Origin of the sequence: Alloalcanivorax gelatiniphagus (genome assembly GCF_005938655.1) — a bacterium.
Lineage (GTDB): Bacteria > Pseudomonadota > Gammaproteobacteria > Pseudomonadales > Alcanivoracaceae > Alloalcanivorax > Alloalcanivorax gelatiniphagus.
This window is the reverse complement of the sequence record NZ_VCQT01000046.1, coordinates 193113-210510: the sequence shown is the minus strand read 5'-3', so window position 1 is coordinate 210510 and position 17398 is coordinate 193113. Positions and strand designations below refer to the sequence as shown.

At 65.7% G+C, this 17398-nt stretch carries 16 protein-coding genes and 1 other RNA gene; 8 read left to right on the top strand and 9 right to left on the bottom strand.

Translation table 11 applies throughout. The features are described from left to right. The first annotated feature begins 3 nt into the window (after positions 1-3). Both FGS76_RS18555 and FGS76_RS18550 read left to right on the top strand, forming a co-directional pair. Positions 4-411, top strand: a complete 408-nt coding sequence (locus tag FGS76_RS18555; RefSeq protein WP_240692602.1) for a ClpXP protease specificity-enhancing factor — start codon at positions 4-6, stop codon at positions 409-411. Next, complete coding sequence (locus FGS76_RS18550) at positions 411-2420, top strand: LTA synthase family protein (RefSeq protein WP_138774143.1); 2010 nt, start codon at positions 411-413, stop codon at positions 2418-2420. Before FGS76_RS18555 ends, FGS76_RS18550 begins: the two co-directional genes overlap by 1 nt. Positions 2421-2616: 196 nt before the next feature. On the opposite strand, the gene FGS76_RS18545 is transcribed toward FGS76_RS18550, so the two are convergent. From FGS76_RS18545 to FGS76_RS18525, 5 genes are read right to left on the bottom strand one after another with little or no spacing between them, the layout of a single operon-like run. After that, positions 2617-3918: a TRAP transporter large permease gene (locus FGS76_RS18545; RefSeq protein ID WP_138774142.1), complete on the bottom strand. Its 1302-nt coding sequence runs from the start codon at positions 3916-3918 to the stop codon at positions 2617-2619. After that, positions 3915-4388 (bottom strand): TRAP transporter small permease, encoded by a 474-nt coding sequence (locus FGS76_RS18540; RefSeq protein ID WP_138774141.1) that lies wholly within the window; start codon positions 4386-4388, stop codon positions 3915-3917. The genes FGS76_RS18545 and FGS76_RS18540 overlap by 4 nt, the downstream gene beginning before the upstream one ends. Positions 4389-4441: 53 nt before the next feature. Continuing rightward, positions 4442-5497, bottom strand: a complete 1056-nt coding sequence (locus FGS76_RS18535; protein WP_138774140.1) for a TRAP transporter substrate-binding protein — start codon at positions 5495-5497, stop codon at positions 4442-4444. Positions 5498-5517: 20 nt separating this feature from the next. Beyond that, positions 5518-6942, bottom strand: a complete 1425-nt coding sequence (locus tag FGS76_RS18530; protein WP_138774139.1) for an aldehyde dehydrogenase family protein — start codon at positions 6940-6942, stop codon at positions 5518-5520. Next, positions 6939-8558 carry a GMC family oxidoreductase gene (locus FGS76_RS18525; protein ID WP_240692601.1) on the bottom strand — a complete coding sequence of 540 codons (1620 nt, stop codon included), beginning with the start codon at positions 8556-8558 and terminating at the stop codon, positions 6939-6941. The genes FGS76_RS18530 and FGS76_RS18525 overlap by 4 nt, the downstream gene beginning before the upstream one ends. A 121-nt stretch (positions 8559-8679) precedes the next feature. Here FGS76_RS18525 and FGS76_RS18520 point away from each other — a divergent pair, with 121 nt between their 5' ends. Together FGS76_RS18520 and FGS76_RS18515 are read left to right on the top strand one after the other, a co-directional pair. Then, positions 8680-9420, top strand: coding sequence for a GntR family transcriptional regulator (locus FGS76_RS18520; RefSeq protein WP_138774137.1), 741 nt, complete (start codon positions 8680-8682; stop codon positions 9418-9420). Next, positions 9417-10553: a mandelate racemase/muconate lactonizing enzyme family protein gene (locus FGS76_RS18515; RefSeq protein WP_138774136.1), complete on the top strand. Its 1137-nt coding sequence runs from the start codon at positions 9417-9419 to the stop codon at positions 10551-10553. Before FGS76_RS18520 ends, FGS76_RS18515 begins: the two co-directional genes overlap by 4 nt. A gap of 68 nt (positions 10554-10621) precedes the next feature. Here the strand turns inward: FGS76_RS18515 and FGS76_RS18510 are convergent, their stop codons facing one another. The 4 genes from FGS76_RS18510 to FGS76_RS18495 are packed head-to-tail and all read right to left on the bottom strand — an operon-like array spanning position 10622 to position 14053. Continuing rightward, on the bottom strand, positions 10622-11191 hold the full coding sequence (locus tag FGS76_RS18510) for a BON domain-containing protein (protein ID WP_138774135.1): 570 nt from the start codon (positions 11189-11191) through the stop codon (positions 10622-10624). Continuing rightward, entirely contained in the window at positions 11191-11778 is a 588-nt protein-coding gene (locus tag FGS76_RS18505) for a phosphoheptose isomerase (protein WP_138774134.1), read from the bottom strand. The genes FGS76_RS18510 and FGS76_RS18505 overlap by 1 nt, the downstream gene beginning before the upstream one ends. Beyond that, positions 11779-12165 carry a YraN family protein gene (locus tag FGS76_RS18500; protein ID WP_138774133.1) on the bottom strand — a complete coding sequence of 129 codons (387 nt, stop codon included), beginning with the start codon at positions 12163-12165 and terminating at the stop codon, positions 11779-11781. A gap of 46 nt (positions 12166-12211) precedes the next feature. Next, positions 12212-14053 (bottom strand): penicillin-binding protein activator, encoded by a 1842-nt coding sequence (locus FGS76_RS18495; protein WP_138774132.1) that lies wholly within the window; start codon positions 14051-14053, stop codon positions 12212-12214. A 114-nt stretch (positions 14054-14167) separates the two neighbouring features. Between FGS76_RS18495 and rsmI the strand changes: the two genes are divergently transcribed. The 4 genes from rsmI (at position 14168) to mraZ (ending at position 17380) form a co-directional block, all read left to right on the top strand. After that, positions 14168-14992, top strand: a complete 825-nt coding sequence (gene rsmI / locus FGS76_RS18490) for a 16S rRNA (cytidine(1402)-2'-O)-methyltransferase (protein ID WP_138774131.1) — start codon at positions 14168-14170, stop codon at positions 14990-14992. Positions 14993-15194: 202 nt separating this feature from the next. Beyond that, positions 15195-15555: RNase P RNA component class A (gene rnpB, locus FGS76_RS18485), an RNA gene on the top strand. Positions 15556-15809: 254 nt separating this feature from the next. Continuing rightward, the gene (locus FGS76_RS18480) at positions 15810-16613 is read left to right on the top strand and encodes an oxygen-binding di-iron domain-containing protein (RefSeq protein ID WP_138774130.1); all 804 of its coding nucleotides are present in this window, start codon (positions 15810-15812) and stop codon (positions 16611-16613) included. Between the two features lie 323 nt (positions 16614-16936). Further along, positions 16937-17380, top strand: a complete 444-nt coding sequence (mraZ, locus tag FGS76_RS18475) for a division/cell wall cluster transcriptional repressor MraZ (protein ID WP_138774129.1) — start codon at positions 16937-16939, stop codon at positions 17378-17380. Positions 17381-17398 lie beyond the last annotated feature (18 nt).

Here is a 17398-nt window from a genome sequence, read left to right as displayed (position 1 = left end):
GCCATGAGTGACGAGATGACCCCCAATCGCCCGTATCTGATACGGGCGATGCACGAATGGATCTGCGATAACGGCCTGACCACCCATCTGGCGGTGGACGCCCGTTACCCCGGCGCCGAGGTGCCGCAGGAGTTCGTCCAGGACGGCCAGATCGTACTGAATATCGCGCCGCGGGCGGTCACCGCCTTCGAAGCGGGCAATCAGGAAATTTCCTTCTCCGCCCGCTTCGGCGGCGTGCCGCACACGGTGCGGGTGCCGGTGGAAGCGGTGATGGCGGTGTTCGCCCGGGAGAACGGCCAGGGCATGGCGTTCGAACCGGTGGAACCGCCGCCGGAACCGCCGACTCCGGATACCGACGAGGGCGAGGCCGATAAACCGGCCCGCGCCAGTCATCTGAAGGTCGTCAAATAATGCGACTGTCGCCGCGTCTGCGGCTGGTTCTGGGGGTGGCGCTGGTCACCCTTGTCGCACTGCTGATCCTGCGCGCGGCGTTTTTCCTCACCTTCCTGGCCGGCCAGGACCTGAATCACCAGGAACTGTGGCGGGCCTTCGGTATCGGCGCGCGCTTCGATCTGCGCGTGGCCTTGCTGGTGACCCTGCCGGTGGCCCTGCTCAGCCTGCTGCCCGGCGTGGCCGGTCTGCGCCGGGGCCGCATCGCCCGGCGGCTGGCGGTGGCCTGGCTGGCCCTGGCCGGCGCCGCTCTCACCCTGATCTATGTGGCGGACTTCGCCCATTACAGCTATCTGGCCGAGCGCCTGAACAGCTCGGTGCTGCGTTTCTTCGAGGACCGCCGGGATTCGCTGCTGATGGTGTGGGAAAGCTACCCGGTGATTCCGCTGGCGCTGCTGTTGCTCGCCGCCGCTCTGCTGTGCGGCTGGGCCGGCCGCCGCTGGATCGGCCGCTTCACCGCCGCCAGCCCGCCGCGCCGGGGTTGGCTGGCCGGTACCCTGGTGGGCGTGGCCTGCACCTATCTTTACGCGCTCGGCATCATGGGGCAGTTCGGCGAAGTGCCACTGCGCTGGAGCGATGCCTATTTCGCCAACAACCAGGAAGTGGCCGCCCTGGGTCTGAACCCGGCGGTGTTCTTCTACGACACCCTGACCACCGGCACCCGCAAGCACGACCCGGACGCTTTGGCCCGCCACTATGAGTGGATGGCGGACTACCTGGGCGTGCCCAAGGACGCACGCCACGGCGAAGACGGCCAGTTCAACTTCGCCCGCCAGGTGGCCGGGCACCGGCGCGATGGCCGGCCGCCCAATGTGGTCCTGATCCACCTGGAATCCATGGGCGCCAACCGGCTGGGTCTGTACGGCAACCCCATGGAGGCCACGCCCAACCTGGACGCGTTCGGCCACCAGGGCTACTTTTTCCCCAACTTCATGGTGCCGTCCAGCGGCACGGCGCGCACCGTGTTCGGCCTGGTCACCGGCATTCCCGACGTGACCTGGGGCGGGTCCACCGCTTCGCGCAATCCGCAGATCGTCAATCAATACACCCTGGTGAACGCCTTCAAGGGCTACCAGCGGTTCTACTTTATCGGCGGCAACGCGGGCTGGGCCAACATCAGTGGCCTGCTGACCAACAATATCCGCGACCTGGAGCTGCACGAGGCCGGCGACTACGACGCGCCCAACGTGGACGTATGGGGCATCTCCGACCGCTCCCTGTTCGACGCCGCCCACCGGCGCCTCAGCGAACTGGACCCGGACCAGCCGTTCATTGCCTTTATCCAGACCGCCGGCAACCATCGTCCTTTCACCATTCCCGACGACGGCTCCGAGTTCGAAACCAAACAGCCGCCGGAAGGGGAAGTTCAGAAGCACAGCTTTCTGGGCAACGACCAGTACAACGCGGTGCGGCTGCTGGACCACAACGTGGGCCGCTTCATCAACGAACTGGCCGCCAGCGAAGCCTACGGCGATAACACCCTGTACATCCTCTATGGCGATCATAACGACCGCTCCGAGTCGTCAAACCATATGGGTTACAGCGAGTCCCTGGGCCTGGACAAGCACCATGTGCCGTTGATCCTGTACGGCCCCGGCGTGCTGGACGGCCCCCGGGTGATCGAGCATCCGGCCAGCCTGGTGGACATCATGCCCACCGCCCTGGGCATCGTCGGGCTGCCCTACGAGAACCGCACCCTGGGCCGCGACCTGCTGCACACCAAGGCGCCGTTCTACGCCCTGACGTTCGGCGGCAACCGCAGCCAGGACCCGCTGATCGGGCTGCTGGGTGACGATTACCATATGAGCATGCAGTACGACGGCGACCGGCCACGGTTGTACGATCTGCGGAACCCGGCCCTGAATGAGCCGGTCAACGAAGTCCGTCCGGAACTGCTGGAGCAACGCAAGGCGATGCTGGAAGGCTACTACCAGACCGCCCGCTATATGCTTCGCCACAACCAACCTTGAGCACCCTCCATCGGGGGCGCGGGTCTGTGTTACTCCCTTCCGGGAACGCCGCAAGTACGTCCCTGTAGGCTCCCTTTCGAACGTCCTGTTCTCAAGGGTCCCGGAAGGGCGTAACACAGACCCGCTTTGATGTGCCTGTTGGCGGTTTTGGGCGCTGAAGAAAAAAGACCCGCCGGAGAGGCGGGTCGAAGGAAGCTCAGCGCAACGATCTGAGCAGGTCCGGCAGCCACAGGCTGATCTGCGGGAACAGGGTCACCAGCGTCAGCACCCCCAGCAGCGCCAGCAGGAACGGCCAGATGCTGCGAATGATCTTCTCCACCGGTACCCCGGATATCTGACTGGATACGAACAGGTTGACCCCCAGGGGCGGTGTCAGGAAGGCGATCTGGATATTGGTCACCAGGATGATGCCGAAGTGCACCGGGTTGATGCCGAAGGCGGTGACCAGGGGCACCAGGATCGGCGCCAGGATGATGATCGCCGACATGGTTTCCATGAAGGTGCCCACCAGGATCAGGAACACGTTGATCCACAGCAGAATCACCAGCGGGTTGGTGGACACGCCGGACATCACCGCGGAGATTTGCTGCGGGATGGTTTCCAGGGTGATCACCTTGGCCAGCAGCGCCGAACAGGCCACCACGATCATCAGCGCGCCGGAGATGCGGTGGGTCTGCTCGAAGGCTTCGTGCAGCGCCCGGGCGTCCAGTTGCCGGTAGACGAAGCGGGCCACCACCAGCGCATAGAACACCGCCACCACCGAGGCTTCCACCGGCGTGAACAGGCCGGAGTAGATGCCGCCGAGAATCAGCACCGGCAGGAACAGGGCAAACTTGGCCTGCCAGATCAGCGACCCCAGGCTTTCGTCCTCATCCTCCTGTTCGTGCACCGGGTTGACCACCGCGCCGGAACGTTTGGCCATCACATAGGCGGTGAATACCAGCACCACGCCCATCAACAGACCCGGCAGCAGGCCGGCGGCGAACACGTCGGCGATGGAGACGTTGGCGATGATGGCGTAGATGATCATCGGGTTACTGGGCGGAATCAGAATCCCCAGGGTGCCGCCGGTGGCGGTGACCGAGGCGGCGTAGGGCGCCGGGTAGCCGTAGCGCACCATGGACGGAATCATGATCGAACCGATGGCCGCCACGGTGCCCGGGCCGGAGCCGGAAATGGCGGCGAAGAACATGCACGACAGAATCGTCACCATGCCCAGGCTGCCGGGAATATGCCCGAACATGCGCCGGAAGATGCGGATGATGTCGTGGGTCAGGCCGCCTTTTTCCATGATGTTGCCGGCCAGGATAAAAGCGGGAATCGCCAGCAGCGCGAAGTTGTCCACGCCGTTGAAGATGCTCTGCGCGGCGAACACCAGGTCGGCGCCAAGCACCCAGGCGGCGGCGAAACCGGTCAGGCCCAGCGCCGCGTAGATCGGCACGCCCAGAAGCAGCAGCGCCGGCAGCATGACAATCAATACCCATTGTACGGTGGTCATGCCAGACCCTCCCCGGCCTCGCCCCGGGCATTACGCCCACACAGCCGGCCCAGCGCGGACAGCACGAACGCCAGGATCAACACCACGAACAGATAGTTGGTGTTGATGCCGAGCACCGGTGAAACGCTGGGGTACTTGATGCCGTCGATCACGTTGCGGTAGCAGTAAATGATCATCAGCACATCGAACAACAGCAGCAGGGCGGTGGTGACACCTTCCACCACGCCCCGGCCCAGGCGCCGGCCCAGCCAGTCGGAGAACACGCCGATGCGCAGGTCCGCGCGCATAAGCGACGAATAGCTGGCGCTGATGAAAACAAAGGAAATAAAGGCGAACCGGGACAGTTCCTCGGTCCATTCCAGGCCGGCATTGAAGCTGCGGCCAAAAATCTGCAGCAGCAGGGCCAGCACCATGCCCGACAGCAACAGATGGCACAGGGCCAGTTGGGACTTTCTCAGCAAGTTATACATGGTTCTTCTCCCGCCGGAGCGACTGGTGTCGCCCCGGCGTCGGGCGGATTGTTTTATTGTTGGTCGGCCTTGTAGGACTCAAGAATGGCCGACGCTTTGTCGGCGAGGGCCTCGCCGTCCTTACCGATCAGGTGGTAATAGTTCGGCCAGGCGGCGCGCGCCTTCTCGGCCCACGGCGTTTCGTCCTCGATGTCGGTGACCTGCACGCCGGCTTCCTCGGCCAGCTTCCACCAACGGGCTTCGTCCAGGGGCTGCCACCAGCGCACGTACTCGGTGGTTTCCCGGCCGGCGCGCAGCACCACCTCCTGGAGTTCCGGGTCGAGATCCTGGAACCAGCGTTCGGAGACCACGATGGGGTGGGTGAGAATGGTGTAATGCAGCCGCGAAATGCGGCTGATCACTTCGTCGAACTTCATGCCGATAATGTCGCTCACCGGGCTGTCGCCGCCTTCCACCACGCCCTGCTGCAGGGCGCTGTAGAGTTCGTTCCAGGCAATCGGCGCCGGCGAGGCGTTCCAGGATTTGTAGGTGCCGAGCATGATGGCGTTGGGCGGCACGCGCATTTTCAGCGGCGCCAGATCCGCCGGCACCTGGATCGGCTCCGGCGCGTTATAGAAGAAATGTCGCCAGCCGGTGTTTTCCCAGCCGACGATACGCACCCCGGCTTCCTCGATCACGCGCGGCTGCAAGATCGGCGTGATGTTGTCCAGCAGGTAGTTGGATTCCCCGGTGCTCTGGGTCAGATAGGGCAGCAGCAGCACGTTCAGGCTGGGCGCCACCTGGGCCATGTTGTTGGTGGCCGGCAGCGTCACCTGAATCACGCCCTGGCGGGCCTGTTGCAGCATTTCCTTTTCACTGCCGAGCTGCGAGCCCGGAAAGATCACCGGCCGGATGCGGTTGTTGCTGTAGATGGCGACCAGCTCCGCGAAGCGTTTCAGGGCCACGGTCTGGGAGCTCCACTCCATGTTCAGGGAGTGGGCCAGACGCATGGTGATCTGGTCGCTTTGCTTGGGCACCGACCGGTAGTCGAATGGATTGGGGGTGTCGGCGGCCACCGTGGTGGTCCACAAAACGGCGGCCAGCATGGCCAGCTTGGCGATTGTTCTCATGATTATCACCCTGTTGTTATTTACCAGGCCAGGTAGGCGGCCTGTTCGATGGTGTAGAAGGTCGACGCCGAAGCGCCCACCGAGTAGGCGCCCAGGCCGGAATGCTTCATGCCGCCGAACGGCATGTTCACGTCCGGCACCGTGCCGTTGTTCACGTGCAGCATTCCGTTGCGGCTTTCGTCCAGGAAGCGCTGGATCAGCGCATGGGAGTCCGAGAACAGGCTGGAGGTGAGCCCGTATTCGGTGTCGTTGAGAATCGACAGGGCCTGGTCGGCGTCGTCGTAGGGCAGTACCGACAGCACCGGGCCGAAGATTTCCTGGCGGCTGGCGGTGTCGGAGACGCCGGCGTTGTCGAGCAGCGTGGGCGCGAAGAAATAGCCGCCCTCGCAGCCGGGTACCGTGGCCGGTTCGCCGCCGGTGACCAGGGTGGCGCCTTCCTCCACGGCACGGGCGGTGAGCGTTTTGACGCTGTCGAAATGGGCGGCGTTGCACAGCGGGCCCAGGGTGGTGGTGTCTTGCAGGCCATCGCCGGGACGCAGGGCCCGGGCCCGCTCGGCGAGCCCCCGGACCACCGCCTGGTGCAGATCGCGGTGCACGATCACCCGGCTGAGGCTGGTGCAACGCTGGCCGCCGGTCTGGAAGGCGGCGCCGAACACCTGGTCCAGGCAGCCGTCCAGGTCGGCGCTGTCATTGATGATCACGCCGTTCTTGCCACCCAGTTCCAGTTGCGCCGGCACCAGGCCCTCGGCGGCGGCCAGGCCGACCTTGCGGCCCACCGCCACGGAGCCGGTAAAGCTGACGCCATCGAAGCGGCCGGCGGCGGTGAGCTGGCTGGCGAAGGCGCCGCCGCAGGGCAGCACCTGCACCAGCCCGGCGGGAAAGTGGCGCTCGGCGATTTCCGCCAGCAGGAACGCCGCCGCCGGGGTGAATTGGGACGGCTTGATCACCAGCGCGTTGCCGAAGGCGATGGCCGGGCACAGCTTGCGCAGCGGCGTCATCGCCGGGAAGTTCCACGGGCAGATGGCCAGCAGGGTGCCGCGCGGGCGGCGCAGGATCAGATTGCGCACCCGTGGGCGGGCGGCGGCGCTGGTCTGCAGTTGCTGGCGGGCCGCCTCGCCGGCCATGAAGCGGCCTTCGGCGCAGCCCTTGAGGGTCTCATTGCGGGCCTCATTGAGCGGCTTGCCCTGTTCCAGGGTGATGGCCTCGGCGATCCGGTCCACGTTCGCCACCACCTCTTCCAGGAACGCCAACAGCCGGTCGCCCCGTTCCACCGGCGGTACCTGGGCCCATTCGCGCTGGGCGCGGGCGGCCTGGTCGAGCACCTGGTCCACGGTTTCCCGGGCGGTCACTTCCGCGTAGCCGCCCACCACCTGATCGGGGTGCGCCGGGTTCACGGTATGGAAGGGCGTGCCCCCTCCGAGATGATTTTGGTAATCGAATTTCATGGTTGGGACTCCGGATTGGCGTCTTCAAGAATCAGGGCAGCGCCTTTCTCGCCGATCATCAGCGAGGGCGCGTTGGTGTTGGCGGAGGTCACCTGGGGCATCACCGAGGCGTCCACCACGCGCAGACCCTGCACGCCGCGCACGCGCAGGCGCGGGTCGACCACGGCGCCGTCGTCGCTGCCCATGCGGCAGGTGCCCACGCAATGGAACACGGTGCCGCCGCGCTGGCGGGCGGACTCCCACAGAGCCTCGTCGCCGTCGACTTGCTCTCCGGGTTCCATCTCCACATCCCACAGGTCGCGGAACGCCGGTTGGCGGGCGATGTCGCGGAGAATTTTCATGCCCTCCACGATTACCTTGCGGTCGTGCGGGTCGGAGAAATAACGGGGCTCGATGGTCGGCGCCGCCGCCGGGTCGGCGGAGGCGATGCGCACCTGCCCCCGGGAACGGGGATGGCACTGCCACACCGAGGCGGTGAAGCCCGGGTAGCGGTGCAGGGGCGTGCCCGGCTTGTCCACGGACAGCGGCATTACGTTGAACTGCACATCCGGACGGTCGCCCTCGGCATAGCGGGTGCGGGCGCTGCCGCCCACCTGGCCGGCGCCCACGGTCAGCGAACCGGAGGCACGCAGCAGCCATTCCAGGCCCATGCTGGCCAGCTTGAAGGGATTGCGGATGTCGGTGTTCAGGGACAGCTTGCGCTTGAGCCGGTAGATGGCCCGCACCTGATAGTGATCCTGCAGGTTGGCGCCCACCTCCGGCGCATCATGGACCGGCGTGATGCCGTGCCGTTGCAGCAACTCGGCGGGGCCCACGCCGGACAGCTGCAGCAGCTGGGGCGTTTGGATGGCGCCGGCGCACAGCACCACTTCCCGGTGGGCCTCGGCCCGGTGGACCTGGCCGTTCTGGCGCCACTCCACCGCCACCGCCCGGTTGCCCTCGAACACCACCCGGTTGGCCGGGGCATTGGTGATGATGGTCAGGTTGGGGCGGTCCTTGATCGGCGTCAGGAAGGCCTTGGCGGCGCTGCAACGCCAGCGGCCCTTGAGGCTCAGCTGATAGGGGCCCACGCCCCGGTTGTCGCTGCTGTTCATGTCCGGGTTGAAGGGCAGGCCGTATTCCCCGGCGGCGCGCAGCCAGGCCTGGCAGGCCGGATTGTTGGTGCGCATGTCCGAGACTTCCAGCTCGCCCCGGTCGCCGCGACTTGGGTCGGCGGCGCCGGTGTAACGCTCCAGCCGACGGAAGTAGGGCAGCACCTCGTCGTAGGACCAGCCGGTGGCGCCCTGTTCGGCCCAGCCGTCGAAATCCTCGCGCTGGCCGCGAATAAAGATCAGCCCGTTGATAGAGCTGGAGCCGCCGATCACCTTGCCCCGGGGCCAGACGATATTGCGTCCGCCGCTGCCCTCACAGGGCTCGGTGTCGAACAGGCGGGACACCCGGGTATCGTAAATCGAGCGGTAGTAGCCCACCGGAAAATGCAGCCAGAAATTGCGGTCCCAGCCCCCCGCTTCAAGCAGCAGCACCTTGTGATCGCGGTTCGCGGACAGCCGGTTCGCGACGATGCAGCCGGCTGAACCGGCGCCCACCACGATGTAGTCGTATTGTTGGTCTGACACCGTGTACTCCTTGCGGTGAGAAGTCATGAAGTCCTAATGTTAGGACATCAGTTGATGCGAACGTTTCCACATGCTAGGTTTCCTGTCAAGCGTTTGCCGGGAAGCAAAGGGAAGGGAATGGATGGCTGATCACAATGATGACCGCGGGTTGCTGAACGCCAGCCCGATACCGCTGTACGTGCAGGTGGCGGACATTATCCGCTACCGGATCGGCCGGGGCGTGTGGGCGGAGGGCAGTATGCTGCCGCCCATCGAGGTGCTGATGAAGGAGTTCTCGGTGTCCCGGGTGACGGTGCGCCAGGCCCTGCAGTTGCTGGCCCGCTCCGGGCTGATCAAGGTGCAGCGCGGCGTCGGCACCCTGGTGCTGCAGGCCGGCACCGGCCCGCACCCGGTGAAGGTGGAAACCACCCTCCAGGCACTGGTGGAGGCCTACCGGGGCGACACTCCGGTGGTCACCAATATTTCCGACTCCAGCACCCCGCCCAGCCTCACCGAGGCCGACGGCACGCCGGCGGCGCACTACCACCACCTGCGCCGGGTGCATGCCCGCCAGGGCGTGAAGTACTGCGTGATCTCCATCTATCTGGAAAAGAGCGTGTTCAAGAAAGCGGAGAAACGCTTTCGCAACGAGATCATTTTGCCGGTGCTGATGTCCCTGGACCTGACCGTGGCGCAGGCCAAACAGAGCATCACCATCGCCAAGGCGGATCTGGAGGTGGCGAGTCTGCTGGACATGCCGCTGGGCGACCCGATCGCCAATGTGCGGCGGGTACTGGTGGACGCCGACAACACCATCGTCTATGTGGCCGAAGCCACCTATCGCGGCGATTACATTCATTTGGAAATGGATCTGAAAGCATGAACCATCCGGTCGCCGTCCGCGCCCTCGATACCTTCGTTTACCGTTGCCCGCTGGAAACGCCGGTGGAAACCTCCTTCGGCACCATGCTGGACCGGCCCATGGTGGTGGTGCGGGTGACCGACCAGGACGGCCATCAGGGCTGGGGCGAAATCTGGTGCAACTTTCCCATGGTGGGGGCGGAGCACCGGGCCCGGCTGGTGGAGAGTGTGTTCCGCGCGCAATTGGTGGGCCGGGAGTTCAGTTCGCCGGAGGCGGCCTTCCTGGCGCTGGAAGCGGGCACCCGGGTGCTGGCCCTGCAATGCGCGGAGCCCGGGCCGTTCGCCCAGTGTTTGTCCGGCATCGACCTGGCGCTTTGGGACCTGTGCGCCCGCCGCGCCGGTGAGCCGCTGTGGCGTTACCTGGGCGGACAAAGCGACCGCATTCCGGTGTACGCCAGTGGCCTGAATCCCACCGCGCCGGAACGGCTGGCCGGGCAAATGGCGGCGCGGGGCTACACCCGCTTCAAGCTCAAGATCGGCTTTGGCGCCGAGCGCGACCTGGCCAACCTGGCGGCGTTGCGTGACACCCTGGGAGAATCGGCGGCGCTGATGGTGGACGTGAACCAGGGCTGGACCCTGGAGCAGGCCCGGCAACAGTTACCGGCCCTGAACCCGCTGGGGCTGAAGTGGATCGAGGAGCCGTTGCTGTGCACCGCGCCCTGGTCGGACTGGCGGGCGTTGGCCGGGCTCACCGACATTCCGGTGTCCGCCGGCGAGAACCTGATGGGCGAGCAGCGCTTCCACGACGCCATCGACAGCGGCGCGCTGTCGATCCTGCAGCCGGACGCCGCCAAGTGGGGGGGTATCAGCCGTGGCCTGCCGCTGGCCCGGGCCATCAACGACGCCGGGCTGCGCTACTATCCCCATTATCTGGGCGGCGGCATCGGCCTGCTGGCCTCCGGCCACCTGCTGGCGGCGGTGGGCGGCGAGGGCGCCCTGGAAGTGGACTCCAATCCCAACCCGCTGCGCACCGACCTGGCCGCCGCGCTCAATCGGGTGGAAGAGGGTGTCGCCACCCTTGGGGACGCGCCCGGCATCGGGCCCCTGGACGGGCTGGCCGGCCTGGAGGATTACCGGGTGGCTGGCGGGCAATAGACCTTTCGCGGCTGAAGCCGCTCCTACTGTGGTTTTGCAGGAGCGGCTTCAGCCGCGATAAGCCTTGATCAGTTGATGTATTCGATGATCTTGACGATCTTCTGCACGCCGCCCACCTGCTGCACCTGGGCCACCACCGCGTCGGCCTCGGCGCGGCTCAGCAGGCCCATCAGGTAGACCACGCCGTTCACCGTCACCACCTTGGTGCGCCAGCCCGGCGTTTCGCTGTGGGTCAGCAGCCGGCTTTTGACCTTGGTGGTCAGCCAGCTGTCGTTGGTGCGGGCCAGGGCGCCGGTCTTGCCGGACACTTTCAGCTCGTTGTGCACATGGCGCACATGGCGTACCCGCTCGGCGATGTTGCCGGCCTGCACGCGCAGGTCGTCGCTGGCCACTTCACCGGCCAGCAGCACATTGCCGTTGAAGCTCACCACCACGATATGGCTTTCATCCAGATCGGCGCTGGTGCGGGCCAGGTTGATCTTGATCTTGCGCTCGATATTGCCGTCCTCGACAAAGGCGCCGAAGGTGCGCGAGCCGTGGTCGGCGTCCACCGGCTCCTGGGACATGTTCTTGGTCAGGGCGGCGCAGCCGGACAGCAGCAGGGTGGCCAGCAGGGCCATCAGGCCGAGGTGACGCATTACGGGCCTCCAAACAGTTGTTGGTCGATGAAATCGCAAAGCGCGTGGATCACCAGCAGGTGCACTTCCTGAATGCGGGCAGTGGACGTGGCCGGTACCCGCACTTCGATGTCGCCGGGGCCGTAAAGGTTCACCATCTCGCCGCCTTCCTTGCCGGTCATGGCGACCACCTTCATTTCCCGGTCGTGGGCGGCCTGAATCGCCTGGATCACGTTGGCGGAATTGCCGCTGGTGGAGATCGCCAGCAGCACGTCGCCGGCGTTGCCCAGGGCGCGCACCTGCTTGGAGAAGATCTCGTTGTAGCTGTAATCGTTGGCGATCGAGGTAAGCGTGGACGAATCGGTGGTCAGCGCCACCGCCGGCAGCGCCGGCCGCTCCATCTCGAAACGGTTGAGCAGTTCGGAGGAGAAATGCTGGGCGTCGCCGGCGGAGCCGCCGTTGCCGCAGCTCAGGATCTTGCCGCCGTTGAGCAGGCATTCCACCATCACCTGACCGGCGGCGGCGATCACCTCGGGCAACACCTCGCCGGCCTTGGCCTTGGTCTCCAGACTCTCGGCGAACAACTGTCTGATGCGCTCCACACTCATTTATCCGTCTCCGTAAAAAGCGTTCTGTATCCAATCATAGCGGACCATGCCCCGATCATCCGGTTCCAGGCCCACCACGTCGAAGCGGCAAGGCCGGCGGGCCTGCAGCGGGTGGCGTCCGAGGTAATGGCGGGCGGCGCGCACCAGGCGGCGCTGCTTGCGGGTGTCCACGGAGGCCAGGGCGCCGCCGTAACCGTGGCCGGCGCGCCAGCGCACTTCCACGAACACCAGCGTGTCGCCATGTTCCATGATCAGATCCACTTCCCCCAGCCGGCAGCGGTAGTTGGCCACCAGCGGTGTCAGGCCGCGCTCGCGCAGCCAGTCCAGCACACGTCGCTCGGCGCGCAGGCCCCGTTGCCTGCGCCAATCCTTGTTGTTGCCTTCCATGGCGTCTTTCCCTCCCTGGAAAGAGTCGGTCGATGCGGGTGTTCCTTCAGTCGAAGCTGTTGTTGTCCAGATCGGCGCCGCCGCCGAAGCGGGGCAGCGGCACCGGTTCGCCGCGCCGGAACTCGGCCCAGTCGGACTGGCGCACCAGTCGGGCACCGTCCAGGTGCAGATTGCCGGTGACCCCGGGCAGGTCGCTGCCGGTCACCGTGCGCAGCAGGTACAGCCGCGCCTGCAGACGGTAGGCGTCCAGGCCCATGGCGAACAGGCGGTTATAGCGGCCGTGGCCGTCCGGCCAGGTTTCCCTGGCCAGATGGTGCAAACGGGTATCCTGATAAAGAACCCAGGGCATGTCCACGAAACGCACGCCGTCCAGGTCCTGGTCGCGGCGCGGTGCCGGGGTGCCGTCATAGATGTAGGAGGTGGCGTACACCGGCAGATTGCGCGCGTAGTGGAAATTCAGCAGCGGCTTCAATTGGCGGCCCTGATTGGGGCTGGCCACCATGAACAGGAAGCTCATGTTGTCGCCGCGCACCGGACGGTACTCGGTGCGCCGGCCGGCACTGCCGTCGTGGCGGCGCACGGTGGCCATCAGATTCTTGACGGTGTCGCCCAGGTCGTCGTCATTGAAGGTGCTTTCCACCACCACCTGGCCGCCCTGATCCTGCCAGGCGCTGATAAAGGCTTCGCTCACCCGGTGGCCCCACTCGCTGTGCGGGTATAGCACGCCGGCCTGCCGGTGGCCTTCCCGCCAGGCCTGTTCGGCGATCTGCCGGGCCTCGTCTTCCGGCGCCAGGCCGAACTGGAACAGCGGCGCCTGGCGGCTGCCCTGGTCCAGGTAGTTGAGGGCCAGCACGGTCACCGGCGGGGTGCCCAGGGCGGCCAACTCCGCCACCTTTTCCTTGTCCAGCGGGCCGATCACCAACTGGGCGCCGTCGTCCACGGCACGCTGCAACAGGGTGGCCATGTCCGCGCCGCTGACGTCATAGAAGCGCAGGTCCGGCGTCGGGTTGCCGGCCTGCTCGGCGCTGTAGAAGGCGGTCATCATGCCATCGCGGATGGCCTCGGCCGCCGGGGCCAGGGGGCCGCTTTCCGGCAGCAGCACGGCCACCCGCTGGGGACGTTCCCGGGCCGCCTGCTGCAGGGCGCCGACCATTTCCGGCAGCTGGCGGGCGGCGGGATGGTTTTGCCAGGTCTCACGCCAGGCATTCAGCCGTTGCACCTGGGCATCGATGTTGGCCTGGGGGTCGCGGTAGAGCAGCGCCAGTTCCATCCAGCCGCGCAGGTCGCCGGTGGCTTCCTCGGAGCGGCTTTCCAGGGTTTCCAGCGGCAGGCTCATCAGGGCTTCCCAGATCAGCTTGCGGTTGTAGCGCTGATCGTCGCTGTCCAGCAGCGCGTCCACCGCCACCCGCTGGCGCAGGCTTTCCAGCAACTGGTTGTCCAGCGCCAGGGCGTCGGCGCGCAGCAGTTTCATGCGTGCCTGGCGGGCGGCGTCGAAGCCGTTGAGCGTGGCCTGGCGCTGGTCGAGCAGCTCCAGGGCGCGGCGCGGTTGCTGGGCCGCCAGCCAGGCCTGGGTGCGCAGGCGCAGCCAGTGGTAGCGCTGATCCTGGGTCTGGGCATTGCCATCGTCCACCTGATCGAGCAGCTCACCGGCGTCGGCGGCGCGGTCGTTGATCAGGTAATAGCGGGCCCAGGCCAGGGCGGTGTCGGTGCGCACCGGTTCGGCCAACTGCGTCAGCCGCTGGTTGGCGGTGCTGACCTGTTGCGGGGCTTCCCGGGCGGGGGCGGCCCGGTCCCGGTCGGAAGTGTTGCCCTGAGGGGCGGGTAACTGACAGCCGGTGACGAGCACGATCAGTGCCATCGCGGCCAGGCGGGCCGGTCTAAAATCCATGACGGTGGGGCAACCCTTTGCGACTACGGGAACGGAGCCGGTATTGTAGGCGTTTTGCGGCGCTCGAATCACCCTGACAGTCGCCAACTTTTACACTACCTCTGGAACCTCTTCATGAGCGGCACCCTGTATGTGGTCAGTACTCCCATCGGTCACCTGGACGACATTACCCGCCGCGCCCTGGCGGTGCTGGACCAGGTGGACTGGATCGCCGCCGAGGACACCCGCCACAGCCAATCGCTGCTGGAGCATATCGGCGTCGCCACCCGGTTGATCAGTTACCACGACCATAACGAGGCCCAGCGCACCCCGGAACTGATCCAGCGGCTGGCGGACGGCGACCAGGGCGCGCTGATCAGCGACGCCGGCACGCCGCTGGTCAGCGACCCGGGCTATCGCCTGGTGCGCGCCTGCCAGGACGCCGGCGTGAAAGTGGTGCCGGTGCCCGGCGCCTCGGCGCTGCTGGCGGCGCTGGCGGTGGCCGGCCAGCCCAGCGACCGCTTCCTGTTCGAGGGTTTCCTGCCGGCCAAGGGCGCCGCCCGGGAACGGGCCCTGGAGCGGCTGGCCGGCAGTGAGGTCACCACCCTTATCTATGAAGCCCCGCACCGGGTGCTGTCGCTGTTGGAGGCGCTGGCGCCCCGCGTTGCCCCGGAGCGGGAACTGACCCTGTGCCGGGAACTGACCAAAAGGTTCGAGACCGTGCGCCGGGGCCCGGTGGCGGAGATTCTCGAATGGGTACGCGGCGACAAGGACCAGCGTCGTGGCGAACTGGTGCTGGTGCTGGGCCCGGCGGCCCGGGGGGATGAGCTGGGTGAGCGGGACCGGGCCCTGGCCCGGGCGTTGCTGGAGGAGCTGCCGCTGTCCCGGGCGGCGCGCATTCTCGCCGCCCACACCGGCCTCAAGCGGCAGGCGCTTTACACCTACCTGGAAACCTTGTGATCCATGATCGCGGGGCCGCACGGGTATGTGTAGGAGCGACTTCAGTCGCGATCAGGTTCGCGCGATGGTTTATCGCGACTGAAGTCGCTCCTACAAGTCGCTCCTACAAGTCGCTCCTACAAGTCGCTCCTACAAGTCGCTCCTACAAGTCGCTCCTACAAGTCGCTCCTACGGGAGGGGGTTGTCGTGCTATGCTCCGCGCCGGACCGGTCAGGCAGCCGCTGGTGGCGTTACGTCACTGGAGGAAAGTCCGGGCTCCATAGGGCAGGGTGCCAGGTAACGCCTGGGGGCCGCGCTGGCGACGGCGCGGTCACGGCAAGTGCCGCAGAAAACAGACCGCCCGCTTGTTCGCAAGCGGGTAAGGGTGAAAAGGTGCGGTAAGAGCGCACCGCGCCGCTGGCAACAGCGGTGGCAGGGTAAACCCCACCCGGAGCAAGACCAAATAGGGATCCAATGGCGTGGCCCGCGCTGGATCCGGGTAGGTCGCTAGAGGCCCGCGGCGACGCGGGTCCCAGATGAATGGCTGCCCACGACAGAACCCGGCTTATCGACCGGTCCACCTGAACATTAAGGGCAGTTGAAAGTTACAAGTTGAAAGTTGAAGGCGCGGGATTGGTAAGGCTGACTCCATGACGCCGGATACGCGAAGTGGCGCCGGTTGTGACGTCCGCGCGGTGATAAACCGCAAGTCGGCACGGCGTGGCCCGCGCGCTTTTAACTTTTAACTTTCAACTGTCTCTGTCTTGACCCCGATCAGTCCGCCGGCCGCCGCCGGCGGCTATCCTCCGTGGCAGACCAACGGGGGTGACGGGGAATCATGGCCAAAGCGGATATTCTTTTCGAGAGTGAGGACCACCGGGTGGTGCGTTACGCGGACCTGGTGAAAGGCGAGGGTATCCAGGCCAACCAGTTCGCCATCCGTCATGGTAGCCATGGCGCGCTGATCGATCCCGGCGGCGATCTCACCTTCACGCCCCTGACCATCGAATTGAGCCGTCACTTCAACCTCAAATCCCTGGACTATATTCTGGCGTCCCACCAGGACCCGGACATCATCGCGTCGTTGCCGCGCTGGATGCTGCATTCCGATTGCAAGGTGGCGGTGTCGCGCCTGTGGTCCCGGTTCCTGCCGCATCTGGCCTCCACCTTTGTCACCAGCCGGGTGGGCGAGCAGTGGCAGGCGCGCATTCTGCCGTTGCCGGATGAGGGCGCCCGGTTGCCGTTCGGGGATACGGAGCTTTGGGCGCTGCCCGCCCACTTCCTGCACTCGGTGGGCAATTTCAGCTTCTTCGATCCGACCAGCCGGATTCTGTTCTCCGGTGATATCGGCGCCTCCCTGGATGGGGAGGAGGGCGCGGTGGCCAGCTTTGAGCGCCATGTGCCGTCCATGGCCGGGTTCCACCGCCGTTATATGGCGGGCAACCGGGCCTGCCGGCTGTGGGTGCGGATGGTCCGTGAATTGGCGCCGGCGATGATCGTGCCCCAGCACGGCGGCTATTTCGACCGGCCGGACACCGTGTCCGCCTTTTTGAGCTGGCTTGAACAGCTGGAATGCGGCCCGGATGTGATGGAGGCCCGCCAGTACCGGCTTCCGCCGCGAGTCAGTGCTTACCCGGAATGATTCCCACGTCCTCTTTTCTGTCTGTTTTATATAACAAAATAATCTAACACTTAAAGTGCTTTCTCGGAAACGCCGTTCAGGCGTCTGATTCCGTTCAGAACTCCCCTTCCCATGCCCCCTCGCGCCCCTCTGTGACGCAGCTAACAAACTGATTTTCAAAGATTTTCTTTTACATTCGCCTCTCCCGCCAAGCTTGACTTGCCGATTCCCGTGGACCTAGAGTGTCGCAATGTGGTGAAAAGTGGGATGAAGTGGAGAAAAACGCTCATCCGGTGGCATGAAGTGGGAAGGATCCGCACTCAACCCGAGAGAGGGGAAGGCCAGTGTTCAACGGGCGTACGGCGCTCAATCTGGATGCAAAAGGTCGGCTGACCGTGCCGACCCGATACCGCGAGTCGCTGAACAGCGCTTGCGGTGGCCGTGTCGTGCTCACTCAACACCCCTATGACGCTTGCCTGGTGATGTATCCGGCCCCGGAGTGGCGGGACATCGCCCGGCAGGTGGCGAGCCAGAGCGATGCCCACGCCCAGGTGCGCGCCCTTAAACGGCGTTTCCTGGGGCAGGCCGCGGAGATGGAAATGGACGGCAACGGCCGTCTGTTGGTGCCGCCGGAACTGCGTGACGTGGTTGGTCTGGAAAAGCGCGCCATGCTGGTGGGCTTGATGCACCGTTTTGAAATCTGGGCCGAGGACACCTGGAACCAATTGGAACAACAGAGCCTGGATCAGGAGGCCATGCCCGAAAGCGTGCAGGCCCTGTCCTTCTAGGGTCGTCAGGGCGGCGGG

Bases quoted from the DNA above. Each gene is read 5' to 3' on its own strand.
- FGS76_RS18515 (WP_138774136.1), top strand. From the start codon at position 9,417: ATGAACCATCCGGTCGCCGTCCGCGCCCTCGATACCTTCGTTTACCGT.
- FGS76_RS18505 (WP_138774134.1), bottom strand. From the start codon at position 11,778: ATGAGTGTGGAGCGCATCAGACAGTTGTTCGCCGAGAGTCTGGAGACC.
- FGS76_RS18535 (WP_138774140.1), bottom strand. From the start codon at position 5,497: ATGAGAACAATCGCCAAGCTGGCCATGCTGGCCGCCGTTTTGTGGACC.
- FGS76_RS18550 (WP_138774143.1), top strand. From the start codon at position 411: ATGCGACTGTCGCCGCGTCTGCGGCTGGTTCTGGGGGTGGCGCTGGTC.
- FGS76_RS18495 (WP_138774132.1), bottom strand. From the start codon at position 14,053: ATGGATTTTAGACCGGCCCGCCTGGCCGCGATGGCACTGATCGTGCTC.
- FGS76_RS18545 (WP_138774142.1), bottom strand. From the start codon at position 3,918: ATGACCACCGTACAATGGGTATTGATTGTCATGCTGCCGGCGCTGCTG.
- FGS76_RS18480 (WP_138774130.1), top strand. From the start codon at position 15,810: ATGGCCAAAGCGGATATTCTTTTCGAGAGTGAGGACCACCGGGTGGTG.
- FGS76_RS18555 (WP_240692602.1), top strand. From the start codon at position 4: ATGAGTGACGAGATGACCCCCAATCGCCCGTATCTGATACGGGCGATG.
- FGS76_RS18540 (WP_138774141.1), bottom strand. From the start codon at position 4,388: ATGTATAACTTGCTGAGAAAGTCCCAACTGGCCCTGTGCCATCTGTTG.
- FGS76_RS18530 (WP_138774139.1), bottom strand. From the start codon at position 6,942: ATGAAATTCGATTACCAAAATCATCTCGGAGGGGGCACGCCCTTCCAT.
- FGS76_RS18520 (WP_138774137.1), top strand. From the start codon at position 8,680: ATGGCTGATCACAATGATGACCGCGGGTTGCTGAACGCCAGCCCGATA.
- FGS76_RS18510 (WP_138774135.1), bottom strand. From the start codon at position 11,191: ATGCGTCACCTCGGCCTGATGGCCCTGCTGGCCACCCTGCTGCTGTCC.
- FGS76_RS18500 (WP_138774133.1), bottom strand. From the start codon at position 12,165: ATGGAAGGCAACAACAAGGATTGGCGCAGGCAACGGGGCCTGCGCGCC.
- rsmI (WP_138774131.1), top strand. From the start codon at position 14,168: ATGAGCGGCACCCTGTATGTGGTCAGTACTCCCATCGGTCACCTGGAC.